The organism is Sporosarcina highlanderae (assembly GCF_030433715.1).
GTDB classification, from domain to species: Bacteria; Bacillota; Bacilli; order Bacillales_A; family Planococcaceae; genus Sporosarcina; species Sporosarcina highlanderae.
Genome location: NZ_JAROCC010000012.1, coordinates 45,263 through 61,724, shown reverse-complemented (window position 1 = coordinate 61,724; position 16,462 = coordinate 45,263). Strand labels below are relative to the sequence as shown.

Annotated in this window: 15 protein-coding genes; 6 read left to right on the top strand and 9 right to left on the bottom strand. The window is 42.5% G+C overall.

The window, feature by feature from the left end:
* Positions 1-64: 64 nt before the first annotated feature.
* From uvrA to P5G49_RS14120, 5 genes are all read right to left on the bottom strand, one after another.
* Positions 65-2,935 (bottom strand): excinuclease ABC subunit UvrA, encoded by a 2,871-nt coding sequence (uvrA, locus tag P5G49_RS14140; RefSeq protein ID WP_301244764.1) that lies wholly within the window; start codon positions 2,933-2,935, stop codon positions 65-67.
* A 7-nt stretch (positions 2,936-2,942) separates the two neighbouring features.
* Complete coding sequence (gene uvrB / locus P5G49_RS14135; protein ID WP_301244762.1) at positions 2,943-4,925, bottom strand: excinuclease ABC subunit UvrB; 1,983 nt, start codon at positions 4,923-4,925, stop codon at positions 2,943-2,945.
* Positions 4,926-5,080: 155 nt separating this feature from the next.
* Positions 5,081-5,323, bottom strand: a complete 243-nt coding sequence (locus P5G49_RS14130) for an IDEAL domain-containing protein (protein ID WP_398299006.1) — start codon at positions 5,321-5,323, stop codon at positions 5,081-5,083.
* Positions 5,324-5,416: 93 nt separating this feature from the next.
* Positions 5,417-6,628: an ABC transporter permease gene (locus P5G49_RS14125; RefSeq protein ID WP_301244760.1), complete on the bottom strand. Its 1,212-nt coding sequence runs from the start codon at positions 6,626-6,628 to the stop codon at positions 5,417-5,419.
* Positions 6,621-7,361, bottom strand: a complete 741-nt coding sequence (locus tag P5G49_RS14120; RefSeq protein ID WP_301244758.1) for an ABC transporter ATP-binding protein — start codon at positions 7,359-7,361, stop codon at positions 6,621-6,623. Before P5G49_RS14120 ends, P5G49_RS14125 begins: the two co-directional genes overlap by 8 nt.
* Before the next feature lie 136 nt (positions 7,362-7,497).
* On the opposite strand from P5G49_RS14120, the gene P5G49_RS14115 reads away from it, so the two are divergent.
* The 5 genes from P5G49_RS14115 (at position 7,498) to P5G49_RS14095 (ending at position 10,041) form a co-directional block, all read left to right on the top strand.
* Complete coding sequence (locus tag P5G49_RS14115; protein ID WP_301244756.1) at positions 7,498-7,926, top strand: HIT family protein; 429 nt, start codon at positions 7,498-7,500, stop codon at positions 7,924-7,926.
* A 112-nt stretch (positions 7,927-8,038) separates the two neighbouring features.
* Positions 8,039-8,563, top strand: a complete 525-nt coding sequence (locus P5G49_RS14110) for a tryptophan transporter (protein ID WP_301244754.1) — start codon at positions 8,039-8,041, stop codon at positions 8,561-8,563.
* Positions 8,564-8,704: 141 nt separating this feature from the next.
* On the top strand, positions 8,705-9,073 hold the full coding sequence (locus tag P5G49_RS14105; RefSeq protein WP_301244752.1) for a YtxH domain-containing protein: 369 nt from the start codon (positions 8,705-8,707) through the stop codon (positions 9,071-9,073).
* A 132-nt stretch (positions 9,074-9,205) separates the two neighbouring features.
* A complete protein-coding gene (locus P5G49_RS14100) occupies positions 9,206-9,796 on the top strand; it encodes an HTH-type transcriptional regulator Hpr (RefSeq protein ID WP_301244750.1) in 591 nt (196 codons plus the stop codon).
* A gap of 53 nt (positions 9,797-9,849) precedes the next feature.
* Positions 9,850-10,041, top strand: coding sequence for a hypothetical protein (locus tag P5G49_RS14095; protein ID WP_435877220.1), 192 nt, complete (start codon positions 9,850-9,852; stop codon positions 10,039-10,041).
* Positions 10,042-10,092: 51 nt separating this feature from the next.
* On the opposite strand, the gene P5G49_RS14090 is transcribed toward P5G49_RS14095, so the two are convergent.
* Positions 10,093-10,191: a YjcZ family sporulation protein gene (locus P5G49_RS14090; protein ID WP_301244748.1), complete on the bottom strand. Its 99-nt coding sequence runs from the start codon at positions 10,189-10,191 to the stop codon at positions 10,093-10,095.
* Positions 10,192-10,335: 144 nt separating this feature from the next.
* On the opposite strand from P5G49_RS14090, the gene P5G49_RS14085 reads away from it, so the two are divergent.
* A complete protein-coding gene (locus tag P5G49_RS14085; RefSeq protein WP_301244746.1) occupies positions 10,336-11,205 on the top strand; it encodes a peptidylprolyl isomerase in 870 nt (289 codons plus the stop codon).
* Between the two features lie 49 nt (positions 11,206-11,254).
* Here P5G49_RS14085 and yhaM read toward each other — a convergent pair whose 3' ends face one another.
* The 3 genes from yhaM to P5G49_RS14070 are packed head-to-tail and all read right to left on the bottom strand — an operon-like array spanning position 11,255 to position 16,321.
* The gene (gene yhaM / locus P5G49_RS14080; protein WP_301244744.1) at positions 11,255-12,196 is read right to left on the bottom strand and encodes a 3'-5' exoribonuclease YhaM; all 942 of its coding nucleotides are present in this window, start codon (positions 12,194-12,196) and stop codon (positions 11,255-11,257) included.
* Positions 12,193-15,081, bottom strand: coding sequence for an ATP-binding protein (locus P5G49_RS14075; protein WP_301244742.1), 2,889 nt, complete (start codon positions 15,079-15,081; stop codon positions 12,193-12,195). Before P5G49_RS14075 ends, yhaM begins: the two co-directional genes overlap by 4 nt.
* A 10-nt stretch (positions 15,082-15,091) precedes the next feature.
* Complete coding sequence (locus P5G49_RS14070) at positions 15,092-16,321, bottom strand: metallophosphoesterase family protein (RefSeq protein ID WP_301244740.1); 1,230 nt, start codon at positions 16,319-16,321, stop codon at positions 15,092-15,094.
* Between the last annotated feature and the right edge of the window lie 141 nt (positions 16,322-16,462).

Here is a 16,462-nt window from a genome sequence, read left to right as displayed (position 1 = left end):
AAGAGTCCTTAAATCACTCTTACTTTCCATACTATATATACGAATGACGTTTCATAAGGTTTCACTATCTTTCCAATGCAATTGACTCAATCCGGTCTTTCATTCTCTGGCGGTCCCTTTCAAGAATCGGTTTTAAATAGCGCCCTGTGTATGACTCCTTAACTTTAGCCACTTCTTCTGGTGTGCCTGTTGCGATAATCTGACCGCCTTTGTCTCCACCTTCAGGTCCCATGTCGATAATATGATCGACAGTTTTTATCACATCAAGATTATGTTCAATGACAAGGACCGTATTTCCTGTATCGACCAAACGCTGTAACACATGAAGGAGCTTTTCAATGTCATGGACATGCAGTCCAGTTGTCGGCTCGTCCAAGATGTAAAATGATTTTCCGTTTGAACGCTTATGCAATTCGGATGCTAACTTGACCCGCTGCGCCTCGCCGCCTGATAACGTCGTAGCCGGCTGACCAAGTTGGACATAACCAAGACCGACGTCAGCTATTGTTTGTAGTTTCCTGCTGATCTTCGGGATATTTTCAAAGAAAAGTAACGCATCCTCTACAGTCATTGATAGGACATCGGCAATATTTTTACCTTTATACGTCACTTCCAGTGTTTCCCGATTGTACCTCTTCCCATGACAAACCTCACACGGCACATAGACGTCCGGAAGGAAATGCATTTCGATTTTGATAATCCCGTCTCCGCGGCAGGCTTCACAACGTCCGCCTTTTACGTTGAAACTGAAACGGCCTTTTTTGTATCCTCTAACTTTCGCTTCGTTCGTCATCGCGAACACATCACGTACATCGTCAAATAATCCAGTATACGTTGCCGGATTCGATCTTGGCGTCCTTCCGATAGGAGACTGGTCGATATCGATCACTTTTTCCAATTCCTCAAGTCCGGTGATCGATGTGAAACGGCCCGGTTTTTGTTTCGATCGGTTTAGTTTTTGGGCGAGCACTTTATGCAATACTTCGTTAACAAGCGTACTCTTACCTGAACCCGAGACACCCGTAACCGCAATGAATTGACCTAACGGAAAATCTGCGTCGACATTTTTCAAGTTGTTTTCAGATGCCCCTTTTATCGAAACTAATCGTCCATCCGATTCGCGTCTTTCAAGCGGCAATGGAATGAATTTCTTACCGCTCAAGTATTGACCGGTCAACGACTTAGGGTCATTCATCACTTCTTCAGGTGTTCCAGCTGAAACGATTTGTCCTCCCGCTTCACCAGCTCCAGGTCCGATATCGATCAAATAATCGGCTGCAATCATCGTATCTTCATCATGTTCGACAACAATAAGCGTGTTTCCGATATCACGCATGCTTTGCAGCGTACCGATCAGACGGTCATTATCTCGTTGATGAAGACCGATCGAAGGTTCATCCAAAATGTAGAGGACCCCTGTCAATCTGGAGCCGATCTGTGTGGCTAACCTGATCCGCTGTGCCTCACCGCCCGATAATGTACCTGCAGCTCTCGACAATGACAAATAGTCGAGACCTACATTCACGAGGAAGCCTAACCTTTCTTCAATCTCACGTAGGATGAGATTAGCGATTTGGGCATCCTTTTCGGATAGTGTGAGATTTTTGAAAAACCGATCGGCTTCCGTGATGGATAATTCGGTTATCTTTCCGATATGCGAGCCATTCACTTTGACTGCCAACGTCTCCTCTTTCAATCGATAGCCGTGGCAGGTCGGGCAAGCACGGCTCGCCATATATTTCTCCATTTGTTCTCTAATATAATCAGAGGATGTTTCCTTGAATCTACGTTCAACATTTGCAAGGACACCTTCAAAATAGATATTATTCACGCGTGTATTTCCGAATTCATTCGTATATTGGAATTTGACCATATGATCCTTAGAACCGTAAAGGATAATATTCAAATCCTCGTCCGAAAGGTCTTGGACAGGTACATCCATCGGAATTTTAAAATGACGGCAGATTGTCTTCAAAAGCTCAGGATAATATTGTGAGCTCGTCGGTACCCATGGTGCAATTGCATCTTCATTCAATGATAATGATGTGTCCGGGATGACAAGTTCCGGATCAACTTCTAATTTCGTCCCTAAGCCGTCACATTCTCCACAAGCGCCGAACGGACTATTGAATGAGAACATCCTTGGTTCAAGCTCCCCAATTGAAAAACCGCAAAGTGGGCAGGCATGATGCTCGCTAAATAGCAATTCTTCAACTTCCATCACATCGACTAAAACGGTCCCTTCGGCTAATCGTAAAGCCGACTCCAAGGAATCGCTTAAGCGGGCTTCGATTCCCTCTTTCACAACAATCCTGTCGATGACGACTTCAATTGTATGCTTTTTATTTTTATTCAGTTCAATATTATCATCGAGATCCATTACTTCCCCATTCACACGGATTCGGACATAGCCCTGCTTTTTTATGTCTTCAATCAGCTTTGCATGGGTTCCCTTCCTGCCAGAAATGACAGGTGCAAGAATTTGCAGCCTTGAACGTTCGGGCAGCTGCATAATCCGGTCGACCATCTGCTCAATCGTTTGGGAAGTGATTTCGATACCATGATTCGGACAGATCGGCTTGCCGACACGTGCATATAGCAATCGTAAATAATCGTATATTTCCGTCACTGTTCCAACTGTGGAACGTGGATTTCGGCTCGTTGTTTTCTGGTCAATGGAAATCGCCGGTGACAGTCCTTCAATGACATCCACATCGGGTTTATCCATCTGGCCTAAAAACTGGCGGGCATATGCCGAAAGGGATTCGACATATCTCCTTTGCCCCTCTGCATAAATCGTATCGAAAGCAAGTGATGATTTACCTGAGCCTGACAGTCCGGTTATCACAACCATTTGATCACGTGGAATGTTGACGTTAATGTTTTTTAAATTATGGGCCCTGGCCCCTTGAATGACGATCTCTTTATTCTTCATCGCGTCTTCACCCTTCAGCTTTCAATTCTAATATACTATCTCGAAGTTCCGCAGCCCTTTCAAAATCAAGCGCCTTAGCCGCTTCCTTCATTTCTTTTTCAAGCGTTACAAGTAGCTTCGCTTTATCTTCTTTCGTTAATTTCCTACCTTGAGTTACTTTTTCGAGAGCTGTCGTAGTATCCTCAGCAACTTGGGTCGCCCTGATGACATCACGAATTTCTTTTTTAATAGTCGTCGGGGTGATGCCATGCTTTTCATTGTAAGCCTTCTGAATTTCCCGACGCCTTGATGTTTCGTCAATCGCTTTTTTCATCGAATCAGTAAAGCGGTCCGCGTACATGATGACCTTGCCCTCTGAATTTCGGGCTGCACGTCCAATTGTCTGGATAAGAGCACGTTCAGAACGAAGGAATCCTTCCTTATCCGCATCTAAAATGGTAACAAGGGAAACTTCCGGAATATCAAGCCCTTCCCTCAATAAGTTAATGCCGACCAACACGTCATAGGTACCCAATCTTAACTCACGGATAATTTCGATCCTCTCAAGAGTCTTAATATCGGAATGCAAGTATTGGACTTTAATGCCGATATCTTTCAAGTAATCTGTAAGATCCTCTGACATCTTTTTCGTTAATGTTGTTATTAATACCCGTTCATTGCGTTTAATACGCTCATTTATTTCACCGATCAAATCATCGATCTGTCCTTCGATCGGCCGCACTTCAATTACCGGGTCAAGCAATCCTGTCGGTCTGATGATCTGCTCAACCATTTCCGGGGTATGCTCGATCTCGTATGGGCCCGGAGTTGCGGAAACATAGATTGCTTGATGTACATAGTTCTCAAATTCTTCGAACATAAGCGGTCTGTTGTCCAATGCTGAAGGCAGGCGGAATCCGTGGTCGACCAATACTTGCTTACGCGCCTGGTCACCATTGTACATTCCGCGAATCTGCGGCAACGTGACGTGGCTTTCATCGATGACAATAAGGAAATCATCTGGAAAATAATCTAATAATGTATAAGGCGTTGCACCAGCAGGCCTTAGTGTTAAATGCCTTGAATAGTTTTCGATACCTGAACAGAAACCCATTTCCCTCATCATTTCGAGGTCGTAACGAGTTCTTTGTTCAAGCCGTTGCGCTTCAAGCAGCTTATCTTCTTTTTTTAATATTTTAAGGCGTTCTTCCAATTCCGTTTCGATATTCGCAATGGCTTTCACCATTTTTTCTTCGCCGGTAACGAAGTGGGATGCCGGGAATATGGCAACATGGTCCCGATCGCCTAAGATTTCGCCTGTCAATGCATCGACTTCACGGATCCGGTCGATTTCATCTCCAAAAAATTCAATACGAATGCAGTGTTCGTCCTGCGATGCCGGGAATAGTTCAACTACATCTCCTCTCACCCTGAATGTTCCTCGAGTGAAATTAATGTCGTTTCTTGAATATTGAATGTCGACAAATCGTCGAAGCAGCTCATTTCTGCCGATTTCCATGCCTGTCCGAAGGGAAACAACATGCTTTCCATATTCCTCCGGAGATCCAAGTCCGTAAATGCAGGAGACGGAAGCTACGATTAAGACATCATTCCGTTCGAATAGGGCTGATGTGGCCGAGTGTCGGAGCTTATCGATTTCATCGTTGATGGTAGCGTCTTTTTCTATATAAGTATCCGTATGCGGTACGTAGGCTTCCGGTTGATAAAAGTCGTAGAAGCTTACAAAGTATTCGACCGCATTGTTCGGAAAAAATTCCTTGAATTCGCTGTAAAGTTGCCCAGCAAGTGTTTTATTATGTGCGATGACAAGTGTCGGTTTATTGATTTCCGTTACTACGTTTGAAACGGTGAATGTTTTTCCTGTCCCAGTCGCCCCTAAGAGCGTTTGATGCTTTTTCCCTTCATTTATGCCACCCACAAGCTTAGTTATAGCAGCAGGTTGGTCGCCTAAAGGGACGTACGGAGCGTGTAAATCAAATTTTTGGACCATACCGAGTCCTCCCCAATATTGAATTATCTACATCTTAACATATTTCTTTGTTAGACTAAAAGAAAAAGGGAACGTGTGTTTTAAAAAAAACAAAACAAATAGCGGGTCTGCTTGGTAGTCAGTGTAGACTCCCGGGCAGACCCGCAAAACTATAGTTAATTATCTTCGACTTTCATCAATTCGTCCGTCAGTCTGTTGAAAGTCGATTCGTCCTTTTCGTCCAATGCAATATCGATCAATTCCCATAGACGTTTCTTTGTTTGTTCTCGGTGAATATGGCTCAGGAACAGATCCATGTAGATATCATTTAATAATCTCTCCGCTTGTGCTGAAGAACTGTTTTTCCCCACGGCTTTTAAGAACTCGGCGTATGAATAATTATTTTCTATCTCCCTCACCCCTGATGCCTTTTTTTTATTATACTAACATGCAGGTCCAGTTGCAAGGTTTTTGAGAATATTCTATTATTATTTTCCGTTCGGCTGAATCTCTTACCAATCTCTATTTTTTACATTTGAAGAACGGATTGTCACTTCTGAGACAAGTAAAACGACGATTGCCATAAGTAGAGGCGTCACCGAAATCCCAATCGTAATAAGGGCTGTGATGAGCACAAATAGTGCTTGCAGCAATTGAACGGAACTTACCGTTTTACGAATTGCAGGTGTCCGAGTGTTTATCGGTTCAGGAAAAAGCATATCCATTCGGAAATCATTGCCGGCTTGTAGTGCATGAACAAGTTGGATTGATGAGGCAAAAGCCAATGCACCGACAAATAGATAGACCACTATCGGGAATGGAATAAGAACGACTCCGATCATGGAAAGAGCCGTTAATCTGACCCAAAGCCAAAACGTATCATCTGTCCGGATAAGTGTCCTTTTCAATAAATATCGCTGTGGTGAAGTTTGTCCAAACTTCGCCTGACGCACTAAAAAACCAAGCCAAGCACGACGGCTGACGGATCCTTTTAAATGCGGGACGTCCGTAAAATAATTCGCGAACCGATAAAAACGCATCATCCGATTTTGTTCAAGCGTGATGAAATGCTCATATGGAAATGGGTTGATAGCACTTTTTTTCTTATAGTGTAAATAATAGAAAGCCATTACCAAACCAATCACCGGGATGAAGAGCGGATAACCCGCAAGCATTGAGTAAAGTATCAAAGCAGCAAGGATAAACCGGATAAGTTGATCCTTGAAGACCCCTCCCCCGTCATTTGCACGTCGGTAATGGTATTCCGTGTGAACATACATCCATTTCACAAGTAAGATAATAATGAATGTGAGTAAATATTGCTGTTTCCCAGCAACATTCGTCGCCGAAAGGAGCGGCATCATAACGACGAATAAAAGCAGGGAAATCGGTAGCTGTGAAAATAACGAATACCGTAATGATCTGTTTAAATAGTCCTCAAGTTTCTTTTCCAAAGGAAGGAAGAACACAATATCTGCCGGTTTGAGCAATGTTACCGGAGCCCCAAAAACAAGTGCCAATCCAATGAGGACAGATGCGATGATTGCAGACGGGAAGTTCTGCGGGACTTCTTTCAACCATTCGCTATATGCATACCCCCCTGCCCCGATCGTAAATAGAAGGACAATCGCCAAATGTCCCGTAAACACAAATTTCATGTATTTCTGCAGTTCGGTCATATAATGGACAAACCGCTTCGCCCATATTTCACGCAAATTATTCATGGTCTTGATCCTCAGTCATGGAAATATACAACTCGTCCAACGAGGCTTTCGGACGGTTAAAGGCTTTCCTTAAATCATCCATCGTTCCCTGTGCTCTTACCCGTCCTTCATGGAGAACGATGATCCGGTCACAATATTTTTCCGCAGTGGACAGGACATGCGTCGACATTAAAACGGATGCGCCATTCGCTTTACGCTCCGAAATCTGCTCCAAAAGTGAACGGATCCCAATCGGATCGAGACCGACAAACGGTTCATCGATAATGTAAAGGGAAGGTTCCACAAGAAATGCACACATGATCATTACTTTTTGACGCATCCCTTTCGAGAAATGCGCTGGAAACCAATTTAAACGTTTCTCCATCATGAATTCTTTCAAAAGCATCTCTGAGCGCGCCTCGAATACTTCCCTATCAAGCCCATATGCCATCGCAGTAAGCTCAAGATGTTCTTTTAAAGTAAGTTCTTCATACAAAATCGGTGTCTCCGGTATATATGTGAACGCTTTTCTATAAGCTTCAGGATTTTCTCCAAAAGTGACGCCATTCACGATTATTTCGCCATCATGGGGATTCATGAGCCCGATAATATGTTTAATCGTTGTACTTTTCCCAGCCCCATTTAAACCGATTAAACCGACCAGTTCACCCTTGCCAATCTCAAATGATAGGTCATGCAAAACCGGTTTTCGTGTATATCCGCCTGTCACATCTTTTACTTCAAGAATTGTCATAGCCATCCTCCATTCTTATATGTATTTTACCAAACATTGCCCTATAATGCTTTGTCCATCTTTCACGTATTAACAGAAAATATGCTACACTATGGGCAATCATGAATATGTATTAACAGAAAGGATAGATAAAAAGATGACATCATGTATTTTTTGTAAGATCGTAGAAGGTTCCCTTCCAAGTGAAAAGATTTATGAGGACGAACATGTCGTCGCACTTATGGATGTCATGCCTGTAACGAAAGGGCATGTTTTATTGATCCCGAAAACCCATAGGGAAAATATTTACGACATGACTGAAGAAGAAGCTTCCAACTTATTTTCAGTTGTACCCAAAATCGCCAATGTTCTGAAGGAAGAATTTACTCCTGCCGGCATGAATCTCTTGCAAAATAACGGAGCACCTGCGGGACAAGCTGTCTTCCACTTTCACCTCCACTTGATACCACGCTATGACGAGACGGATGGCTACAGCTCCAACTGGAATCCCAAAGTGGAGGAATTCCCGAAAGACAGGATCAAAGAAATAGCAGAGCAAATCCGCAATCGATTTGGTCAAGAATAACTATTGTTAATGTAAACCATTAAGCGTATAATGATGGATAAGTTTTCGCTGCCGATCACGAGGATACGTCAGGAAAACCAAAAATACTAGTTGAGTTGAGGAGAGATGAGAAATGAATACGAAACAACTTACGCTGATGGCATTATTGGTAGCCGTCGGTGCAGCATTGTACTTGGTTATACCTGGATACGGCGAGGGCATGAAGCCTGACTTCATGTTAACGATGATGTTCATCGGGATGCTTCTATTCCCGGATGTCCGAAGTGTCTTTTTACTTGCAGCTACGACGGGAGTCCTTTCCGGGTTATTCACAACTTTACCTGGCGGATTCATACCGAATGTGATCGATAAGCTCATCACAGCATTTGTCATTTATGCAGTGATTCTTTTGCTTAAGAAATACACAAACCATTTAATCGTTTCTACAGCCATTACTTGCATAGGAACACTATTATCTGGAACTATCTTCCTATCAGTCGCCATTTATGTAATGGGAGTAAATATCCCTTTCGGATTCCTATTCCTTACAGTCGTTTTACCGACAATGGCATTGAATGGAATCGTATTTTTCATTATCCTGCCAATTATCAAAGGATTGCTTAAGCGAACATCCTTCAAAACAGCATTATCCAATTGACATCCAAGCTTCTCCAATTTCGGGGAAGCTTTTTCTATTGCCTAAATAATAAATTGCATTCGTTTCTATTTGCCGGAAACTTCCTACCATGTTTTAATAATACTATAAGAGGAATACTAATCATTGAAAGGAGTGCACTACATGAAAGCATCTACATTCCTAACAGGACTAATTGCAGGTTCAGTGACGGCTGCTGTCACAGTGTTATTTTCCACTCCACAGACGGGAAGCGAGATCCGCTCGTCCGTTAAAAGCGCTTCAACCGACATGAAACATAAATTGAATGACGTGAAAGGCAAATTCACCGAGTTAAAGAATTCCATCACGCATATGACCAAAGAAGCGAAAGAGATGGTTCCTGAAGCTGTTCAGGATATCAAAGGCTCCATTGAACAATGGCAACGCTCAACCGAATCAAACAAACAGCGTCTCGAAAAGAAAATACAAGCTATCCAATCTTCTCTCGAAGAACTCGAACAAACCATTTCGAACCAGCAGAAAAAAGCGTAAGAAAGTTATCCGGTGCAAAATTCCGGATAACTTTTTTGGTTTTAAAAAGTATTTTTGCAATTCCAACTTTTTTATTTGAAGTTTTCCTGCTATAATGAAAATAAACACACTATTTAATCTTGGAGGTATTTCATGAGTGAACCAAAATTCTCGCAAAAAGAAGCGATGATTTATAGTCAACGCGTTGCTCAAATGTCAAAGGCTCTTTGGAAAGCAGTCGAAAAAGACTGGCAACAATGGATAAAACCCTATGACCTGAATATCAATGAACACCATATCCTTTGGATTGCTTACCACCTCCAAGGAGCTACAATCTCGGATATCGCAAAATTTGGTGTCATGCATGTTTCGACTGCATTTAACTTTTCAAAGAAATTAGAAGACCGTGGTTACCTAAAATTCTTTAAAAAAGAAGATGATCGTCGAAATACATACGTCGCTGTCACCGAAGAAGGTGAAATTGTCCTTCAAGAAATGAATGAAAACTACTATGATTCCAATCATGGCATTCTTGAAGGCTCACTTCCTATTAAGAGCATCTACGGAAAATTTCCGGAATTTTTAGAAGTAATGTCCGTTATACGAAATATTTACGGAGAAGATTTCATGGAGATTTTCGAACAAGGATTCAAGCGAATTGACAGTGCTTTCGATGAAACAGATGGAGGATTGATTTCCCTTCATAAGAAAGAGCCCGAATTACAAGCCGTCGATGAAAAATAATGTCAATTTCCCCTTGTGTCTGCTATTATAAAGGGAAGCGTAGAAGAGGAGGAATGGATTTGATCCTTGTCGTAACTGTTCTTTTTTCATTGTTTTATTTATTTCAAATAAACAAAATGACATTTGCATTATGCCAATCAAGAGAAATTCCAGAAGAAAAGCAACCTAAAATATATCGGACGGTCAATATCCTAGTTACTATCTTAATACTGTCGTTCTATCTTGAGGTTCTATTAAAGGTATAATTATATTAAAAAATGTCCAACTCCCCTAATGGGAAGTTGGACTTTCTTTTTTTAGTACAAAAATGCAGCTCCAACAATTATTAGCAAAATAAACAATACTACGATCAACGCAAATCCGGAAGAACTTTGCCCATGGCCATGTCCACTCATTCGAGCACCTCCTCTCTAATTGTATCTTATGCAAAGCGCATATATCGTTTATGGGCAAACCGGAAGAACCATTTTGTTTTATCTTCATGTTGTTTATATGGTATAGTATCAACTGTTGTACACAAAAGTTAGGGGAGAATCGATATGAAAAAAACAGTCCTTGCACTAACGATGGCGGCTTCAGTTTTAGCTCTTGCCGCATGTAACGACCAAAAAACCGCTGATGATGAAGTCATTGCTAAAACAAAAATCGGCACAATCACAAAAGAAGACTTATATGAAGAAATGAAAGGTGCGATTGGCGCTACAGTCGTCGAAAACCTTCTTCTTCAAAAAGCTTTGGAAAATGAATATAAAATTTCCGACAAGGAATTGAAAGAGGAAATCAATAAACAAAAAGAGGCTTATGGTGATAACTTTAAATTATTCCTTCAACAAAAAGGAATCACTGAGAGTTTCTTTGAAAGTAACGTAAAGTCCGAATTGCTCCAAACGAAAATGATCGAGTCATTGAAAGTATCCGATGAAGAACTTGCAAAAGGCATGGAACGTGCGAAAACTGAGGTACATGCTCGCCACATCCTTGTTCCAGACGAAGCGACAGCTGCAGAAGTGTTGCATAAGCTTGAAAACGGTGGAGATTTCGAAGCGTTGGCAAAGGAATATTCAACTGAGCCTGTTGCGCAGCAAACGGGTGGAGATTTAGGCTGGTTCGGTCCTGGTAAGATGCTACAGGAATTTGAAGATGCAACATACGCTCTTAAAAAAGGGGAAATCAGTAAGCCTGTGAAGACAAGCTATGGTTTCCACATCATCGAATTACTTGATACACGTCCTGCTGAAACCGATAAAACCGAAGAAGAAATTAAAGCCGAGATTGAAAATGCGCTTAAAGGTGCTCAGTTTGAAGAGAAACTTCAAGAATTGATCAAAGCAGCGGATATCGATATTAAAGATGACGAGTTTAAACATGTACTTGATATGTACTTGCCGAAAAATGTAGGTAAGAAATAATTAATAGAAAAGCTCCAGAAAAGTCTTAGACTTTCTGGAGCTTTTTGTTTCATTCTACACAATTCGGTTTATAGAAAGATCGATTATCTAACGGGAAAATCCGTTCTGTAAATTCACCTTTTGAAGTTTTTGACATTGCCCTACCTAACATATTCATTTTCGCATCGATATTGTCGATGTAGTGAAGCACTTCCGCTTCCATCAACATTGGACGTTTCGGGCTTCCCCACTCTTCTTTACCATGATGGGACAGAACCATATGTTGGAGCAGCATCACTTCCTCACCAGTGATCTCCAATTCATCAGCAGCTTTCGATATTTCATTGACCATTATGGTGATGTGACCAAGCAGATTGCCCTCGACTGTATATTGCGTTCCAATCGGTCCTGAAAGCTCAACCACTTTACCGATATCATGTAAAATAATACCCGCGTATAGGAGATCTTTGTTCAGGATCGGATACAACTCAGCGATTGCTTTTCCAAGCTTCAGCATCGAAACGACATGATCCAGTAAACCAGATACATAATCATGATGATTTCTTGTCGCGGCCGGATACACTAAGAAATCGGCTTGATGTTTTTTCAATAAATGTCTCGTAATTCGTTGGATTTGCGGATTCTTCATCTCAAAGAAGTACTGCAATAATTCCTCGTAAAGGACTTCCTTGCTTTTCGCGGCCGAAGGGACCAGGTCCGAAATCGTGACGCCTTCATCATCCTTTGCCGGGCGGATGCTTTTTATGCGAAGTTGGTTTTTACCCCGGTACTCGTGAACTTCGCCACCAACTTTAACAATCGTCGCTGCGGCATACAATTTCTCATGCTCATCGCCTGTATCCCAAAGCTTCGCTTCTATGTCACCGCTTTTATCTTGTAAAATGAGGGTCATAAAAGGACTGCCCTGTTGCGTGATTCCTTTCGTCGATTGTTTAATGAGTAAATAGATATCGACAGTCTCGCCGACTTGGTGTTCCAAGATTTTTTTCATCGTGCGATCGCCCCCTTGGCGCTTCCACTAGTGGAAACGGTAATTATCTTTGCGTTTGTCCATTCTTCTACTATTTTATCATGACAGGTGAAGTAGATGAACTGATGTTTCAAGCCTAACTGTTCTATAATTTTTTTCATACGGGAAAGTCTTATTTCGTCGAAGTGGACAAATGGATCATCCATTATGATTGGAAAAGGCGCTGTTTTTTCCATTTCCATCGCTAACGATAATCTGAGAGAAATATAGGCCTGCTCCTTCGTCGCCTGGCTTAGTTCAATTATCGGGTATCGCACCCCATCCTTGGAAACGGCTTGGAAGAGGCCATTTTCCAATATGCCAAGAGAGACGTATTTATCCCCAGTCAGTTCACGGAAAATACTCTCTGCACCTAACAACACATTAGGAAGTTTCTTATCCTTTAGATTGTTCATCGTGCTTTTAATAGCCGCCACAATCGTTTGACGGACAGCCCACTTTTTCCCTAACTCCATGAATTCCGCCTTCTTCAATTCGAAGAACTGCTGTTTTTGCTGATAGGCATCATCCGTCAATAGTTTTTCTGTTTCTATTTTCAATGTGGACTTTTCTTGCACTAGCTGGTCGAGCCTATATTCCAAATCAGACATCTCTTTTTCCGCTTCACTGATTTTCACCCTCAGCTCTTCCTCCGAAAGGTCAATTTGATCCCCCTGGATTTCATGCATGGCCAATTGGGAATCCGTGTCACCTAACTGCTGCATTAGCCGACACTTTTCTTCAAAGTCAGTGTACGCTTGATAATAATGCTCTTCCGTATTGACAGTAGCTTCTTTGAATAATAAATCCCTTTGTTCCTGCAAAGATTGGATCAACAAACCAAGTTCATTACGTTCCGTAAGTATCGTTTCCAATCGCTCAGAGTGAGTTGTAAATGATTGGATAGCCGATTTTTCTTGGATAAAATCACTTCTCACCTTCTCATAAAAAGTATCTTCCGGTGCATCCAACCCAATAATGGATACAATCTCTTCCCGTCTTTCTTGGAGCTGACCTTCAAGAAGATTACGCCTATCGTTCAGTTCTTGTGATTCACGTTTAATTTCCTGTAAGCTCCGAGCCATCCCGAAGAACTCATGAAGAATACCTGAATTTGGAATCTTATGCATGCCATAGGTGATGAAAAATCCGCTTAATTCAACTTCAAGATTTTCTATCTTTTGAGATAGGCTTTCAAACTCAGTTTCCATCCCACTCATCTGCCGTTCATAATTACGAGCGGCTTCTGAAAGCTGACTTTCCTTCTGGCGGTATGCTGCTATCTTTTCGGTTAGTCCCTTCATTTCATTCTCGTAACCCGAATAGGCGGCAACAAACTTTTTCATCTCGTTCAATTTGGTATCTACGGGATCCTTTTTATTTGCAAAGCCTAATAAAGCAGCCACTACCGCAAGGCAGACGCCTATGACGACAAACAACCATTGCTTATCCACAAGGCCAAAGCCAACCGCCATAATCGATAAAATAGCTATAACTAGCAGGAGAAGGGAGTTCCCACTTGCGCTCGTCGTTTGTCTGAATTGCAGATAGGCTTTCGCCTCCGCAAGACGTCTTTCGATGGACGGCCACTCATCCACCCGTTTCAGCTCTTCTTCAGATAAGGGATTTTTCTGTAAGGCAAGCTGGTCCTTTCTCACTTCACCCAATGCATTCTCCAGTTGAGTAAGTTGCCGGTCGATATATCCTTGCTGCCTATCCAATTCCGCAATCGTTTGCAACTGTTCATACAAGCTTTCTTCCTGATGGATGGAGACATCTGCCTGGAGGATCAGGTTATCGTTATCCAATCCAAGGCGGTCAAGCACCTGAAGCCTCTTTGCCTTTAAATGCCCTAATCGCTCACGTATCGCGCCAATTTCGGTGCGCCACTTATGCCACTCTATTTCTCTTGAGAGCAATCTTTCGATAGTCTGGAGTTTTTGATTGTCCGGCCTATCTTGAAGCCTTTTATTCAATTCTTCAATTTCTGCAGTCAGGCCCCGCATTTTCGCTTCCATTTCAGTCAGTTTGCTTTGGACCGTTTCAAAACGCCTTATGCCATCTGCTGGAAAAACAACATGCTTCATTCGATCCAACTTTGTTAAAAGTGTCTGCTTTCGTTCGTACAAAGGTAATAATTGCAGTTGGAGTCCAAACGACTGATTCTGTTCACGAACTCTATCATATGCATTTTTGGTATCCATCCATTCACGTTCAATTTCGCGAATCCTTTTTACTTTAGGCGAATAGGCCGATACCCTCTCCTGTTCCTTCTTTAAATCGGTTTCCAAGTCCTTTAATTCCTGGAGTCGGACGTTCATCTCAGGATTACGACCCGTCTTTTTGAATAAATCCCCTATTTCCTTTTCCATCTTTTTTTCGACACTTAAAAGGGAATCAATTCCGGTCGTTCCAGAAGCCAATAGTGTACGGCTCAACTCAATCTCATCCATCCGTTCAAAACCTTGTAGTTGGAGAAGAGAAAATGAGAAAACAGACTCGAAGGAAGCGCGGTCGTATTGCCTTAGAATCTCATGCAAAGCTTCTTCCCCGCCCTGCGTTCCATCTTCGAAAATGACCGTCACGTCTCCGGACGATTTCCCACGAACCCGTTCAATGATGCATTCTCCATGAACGTCGTCCTGTACATGGACCTGCCCTCCGTATATGCCACCCGATTTCGGCTCATACCGCAGCTGCGAACTATTCTTTTGCGGGAACCCGAAAAGCGTTTGGATGATGAATTGTTGAATGGTCGTCTTACCAGCTTCATTCTGTCCGTACATCACATTGACTCCATCAACAAAGTCTATCGTTTTATTCTCATGCTTTCCGAAGCCATAAATAACGATCTTTTTGATTTTCACAATTTCCACCTCATTTCGCCGACTGTAACTCCTTTAACAGGAGCTGTTCAACTTCCTCTTCCAATTCAGAGATGTCGTCTTCGGTAAGGGCATCAAGATAGCGGATTGCCCGTACATGCTGGTAAAGGTCTTCAAGGACATGATTCCATTCTTCAGTTGACCAGCTTTTTGCTTGTCCAACTACTGTTTCAATTAAATTAGTATTGATTTTATTATAAGTCTCTGGGCGGACCATGTTCTTAATGATCATCCGTTGTACCCATACGAACGGCTCCTTGCCGTCGACCATTTCACGGATCGCCTCAAGCCATACTTCGTCAGATGATTGTGCGAAGAAGTCGGCTGTTTCCGCATCAAGGATTATAAATGTCAAATCGACAATGGACTGTCCTTTATCCGATGCGAATTCATCAAGGGCTTCTTCGCAGAGGCCGATCAATTCATTCGCATGGCGGATACCACTACATGAAAGTTGAAGTTGTCCGAAATGGACAGCCGATGTCGGAATGAATGAAAGCTCCGCGCCCAATTTACTTAATTGGACCTCGTAAAAACCTTTTTCTCCTTCTTCGTTTCGATGGCGGCCTTGGATATTCCCTGGATAGACAATCGGCGGATCCACACTTAACTGTTGACGAATGTGAATATGTCCAAGCGCCCAGTAATCATAATGCTTCGTCTGTAGTTCTGTTATCGTAAAAGGAGCGTAGACTGCATGCGATTCATTTCCGGCAACGCTGCCGTGTAGAAGTCCAATATGGAAGGCGTGGGTATCTGCGGCAACGGGAAAATGATTCGCCATTTTCTCACGCACATGTCGTTTCGGATAACTGAAGCCATGGAGAACGACCTCCTGCCCCCTTACTGTCAAGGACACTTCCTCAATACTCTCCTTGAATTCGTAGACGTTCGGCGGCAACTCAAACCGAGTCCAATTACCCCCAAGGTGATCATGGTTTCCATAAGAGATGAACACGGGGATTTCAGCTTCATTCAGCTTTTCCATTCCCTCCTGGAATTTTTGCTGGGCACGCAAACTTCGATCTTCGCCGTCATACAAATCGCCTACTATGAGGATGAAATCCGGACGGGTTTGCAAGGCATGGTCGATGAGCCGATTGAACGCTGTAAATGTGCTATTGCGCAGTTCAATCAAACGCTTCGGCGGCAGTCCCGTCATTCCTTTAAACGGACTATCGAGATGCAAGTCAGCAGCGTGTATAAATCGAATGGTCGACAAATTAAACAGCCTCCTTTCATGACGAATATTTGTTCTAATTCTACCATATGGGGGAGATTTATAGAAATAAACAACGTGCGGAGTTGCTTGCTTTCTGAGGGGAGAGATAGGCGAAAGGTCCCGAAATGACGATATATCACG